At 62.3% G+C, this 3,352-nt stretch carries 1 protein-coding gene and 1 pseudogene; both read left to right on the top strand.

Annotation, left to right across the window (positions count from 1 at the left end):
- Window positions 1-546, top strand: a pseudogene (locus PPP56_RS01115) (hypothetical protein); the annotation flags it as partial.
- Window positions 547-766: 220 nt separating this feature from the next.
- Window positions 767-3,145, top strand: a complete 2,379-nt coding sequence (gene ppsA / locus PPP56_RS01110) for a phosphoenolpyruvate synthase (protein ID WP_353561916.1) — start codon at window positions 767-769, stop codon at window positions 3,143-3,145.
- Window positions 3,146-3,352 lie beyond the last annotated feature (207 nt).

Here is a 3,352-nt window from a genome sequence, read left to right as displayed (position 1 = left end):
TATCGCGACCGCACCGACGCCGAGATCCGCGATATTGCGTCCGTACGGGTCACGCCCTCCGGGCAGCAGCACGACGGACGAGTGGCCGCGGATGACTGGGAGATACCGGCGTGTCCGGTCGAGGGCCCAGCCATGGTCCGGCGCGGCGCCACCACCGATGCGGTGTGGTTTACGGGGAGCGAGAGCACGCCCAAGGTTTTCTGGGCAGCGTCTTCGAGTGATGCGGAAGGGTTCGGCGCCGCAACGCAGATCGATGCCGGCAGTCCCGCAGGCCGCGTGGGAGCGGTTGCGCTCGATGACAGCCGTACGCTTCTCACGTGGATCGAAGCCACCGAGGCAGGCAGCACCGATGCACACATCATGGCGCGCACCGCAAGCGATTCGGGCATCTCAGCGGCGTCGACCCTCATGCCAACCGCCACGAGACGGTCGAGCGGATTCCCCGTGCTGGCCCGCACAGATAGCACAACATGGATCGCCTGGACCGAGCCCGCCGACGACGCCCGGCACGTGCGTGTTGGGACGATCGTGCCAAATGTGGAATAACGTGCGCAACAAAAACCTGACAGGTCGACCGCAGCGCCTGTAACCGACCCGTAAGAACATGCGAGGCATGCATCATTTCGGGGATGTATTCGATATGTTGAAAGCGCTTCCAAAAAGGCGAAAGGCTGCATGTGCTCAGCATACACTGGGTTTTGCAGGCTGGTCGCTCGCCTTCTGCTTCTCGCTCGTTCTACACCCGCTCGTTTAACCCTTCTGCGCTATGATCCGCTGGTTCGATACGCTTTCCTCCGATGACGTTGCCCTCGTTGGTGGAAAGAATGCTTCTCTTGGCGAACTCACAACAAATCTTGCTGACGCGGGCGTGCGCGTCCCTTACGGATTTGCTACTACAGCCGATGTTTTCTGGTCGGTGTTAGACGGGGCCAATCTGCGGTCGGCCATTCTCGACCTCCTGCAGGGTGACGCCAAAGCACCCGCCGAGACGGCTGCAGAAATCCGCTCGCTGATTGAGACGGCCGAGCTTCCCGGCGCGTTTGTCGAGGCGCTCACCGAGGCCTACCGTGCCCTCGGCACCCGGTACGACCAGGAGAACGTGGATGTGGCCGTACGCAGCTCCGCCACCGCCGAGGACCTTCCGGAGGCCAGCTTTGCCGGTCAACAAGATACGTTTCTCAACGTGTCGGGCATCGATGCGGTGATCGCAGCCGTGCGGAAATGCTTCGCCTCCCTCTTTACCGAACGCGCTATCTACTACCGCAACGAAAAAGGCTTCGACCATACCGACGTTGCGCTCTCGGTCGGTATCCAGAAGATGGTACGGGCCGATCTCGGGAGTGCAGGCGTTATGTTCACGCTGGATACGGAGACCGGCTTTCCTGATATCACGGTCATCAACGCCGCATGGGGACTTGGCGAGGGGGTGGTCAGCGGTGAGGTGACGCCCGATGAGTATCGCGTCTACACGCCTTTTCTCGAGAACAAAGCGCTCGCTCCCATCACCGGATACCAGCTGTCGCAGAAAGACCGCAAGTGTGTCTACGCAGCAGGCGGGTCGACGGAGGTGGTGCCGGTGCCTGCAGACGAGCAGCGCACGCCCGTGCTCACAGACAACGAGATCCTCCAGCTTGCCCGGTGGGGCGCCTCAATCGAAGCGCACTACGGACAGGCCATGGACATCGAGTGGGCAAAGGACGGCCAATCGGGCGATATCTTCGTCGTGCAGGCGCGCCCGGAAACGGTGCAGTCGCAGCGCGAGGCTGCCACGCTCCGCTCCTACACGCTCACAGAGCCGGGCGAGGTGCTGGTGCGCGGCGCAGCCATCGGGGATGCGATCGCCACCGGACCGGTGTGCCGCCTGCAGAATCCCTCGCAGCGCGACAAGTTTGTGGACGGGGGCATTCTCGTAACGGAGCTTACCGACCCGGACTGGGTGCCGCTCATGAAGCGGGCCTCTGCTATCGTTACCGATCGCGGCGGACGCACGTCGCATGCGGCCATCGTGAGCCGCGAGATGGGGCTGCCGGCCATTGTCGGCACCGAGAACGCAACGGAGGTGCTGCAGAACGGGCGCGAGGTGACGGTGTCGTGTGCCGATGGCGACGAAGGCCAAGTGCTGGATGGTACGCTGGACTACGATGTAGACGAGCAGGACCTGAGCACGCTTCCCGAGGTCAACACACGAGTGATGATCAACGTGGCGAGTCCGCCGGTCGCGATGAAGTGGTGGCGTCTGCCGGTTGAAGGCGTGGGGCTCGCCCGCATGGAGTACATCATCAACAATATCATTGAAGTGCATCCGCTTGCGCTTACGCGTTTTGATCAGGTGCAGGATGCGAAGGCCCGCAAAACCATTGAGCAGCTAACGGCTGGATACGACAATAAGCCGGACTACTTCGTTGAAATGCTGGCCCGGGGCATTGCCACCATTGCAGCGGCGCAGTATCCGCATCCCGTTATCGTGCGCATGAGCGACTTCAAGACCAACGAGTACGCGAACCTGATCGGAGGACAGGGCTTTGAGCCGGATGAGGAGAATCCGATGCTGGGCTGGCGCGGGGCTGCGCGCTACTACAGCGACGACTACGCCGATGGCTTCGCTCTGGAGTGCCGGGCCCTGCGCATGGCACGTCAGGAAATGGGATTCGACAATATCGTGGCGATGATCCCGTTCTGCCGCACGCCCGATGAGGGGCGCCGGGTGCTCGACCTCATGGCCGATCAGGGACTCAAACAGGGCGAGCATGGCCTGAAGGTGTATGCCATGGCGGAGGTCCCTTCCAACATCGTGCTGGCTGACCGGTTTTCTGAGCTCTTCGACGGGTTCTCGATCGGGTCGAACGACCTTACGCAGCTAACGCTTGGCGTAGATCGCGACTCCGACCGCCTGTCGTACCTGTTCGACGAGCGCGACGAGGCCGTCACGCGAAGCATCCGTCAGCTTATCGACACAGCGCACGATCCGGATCAGGGCCGCGCTATTCCGGTGGGCATCTGCGGGCAGGGACCAAGCGACCACCCGGACTTTGCGGCGTTTCTGGTGGAGGCCGGTATCGACACAATCTCTGTGCTTCCGGACAGCGTGGCCCGTACCATTCGCACCATCGCCGACGTTGAAGCGTCGCGCCGCCAGCCAGCCTAACAGCGCACGCAGAAGAGGAGGCGGTATAGATCGCTACATGCGTTCTACAGGCCATCCGCTACCGCCTCCTTACCCTGCTGGTAGGTATCCGTAAACACCAGGCTATCGGGGGATGCGGACGTGGAGCTCTTCGAAGAGGCCTGGCTGCTGTTTGTTGAGCCCACGCCCAGACGCAGGTAGAGGACCTTGCCCGAGGTGGTGCGGCGG

The organism is Longimonas sp., from assembly GCF_040409695.1.
GTDB lineage: Bacteria > Bacteroidota > Rhodothermia > Rhodothermales > Salinibacteraceae > Longimonas.
Note: the sequence above shows the minus strand (reverse complement) of the source record. Positions and strands in the feature narration are given on the sequence as shown.

Bases quoted from the DNA above. Each gene is read 5' to 3' on its own strand.
- ppsA (WP_353561916.1), top strand. From the start codon at position 767: ATGATCCGCTGGTTCGATACGCTTTCCTCCGATGACGTTGCCCTCGTT.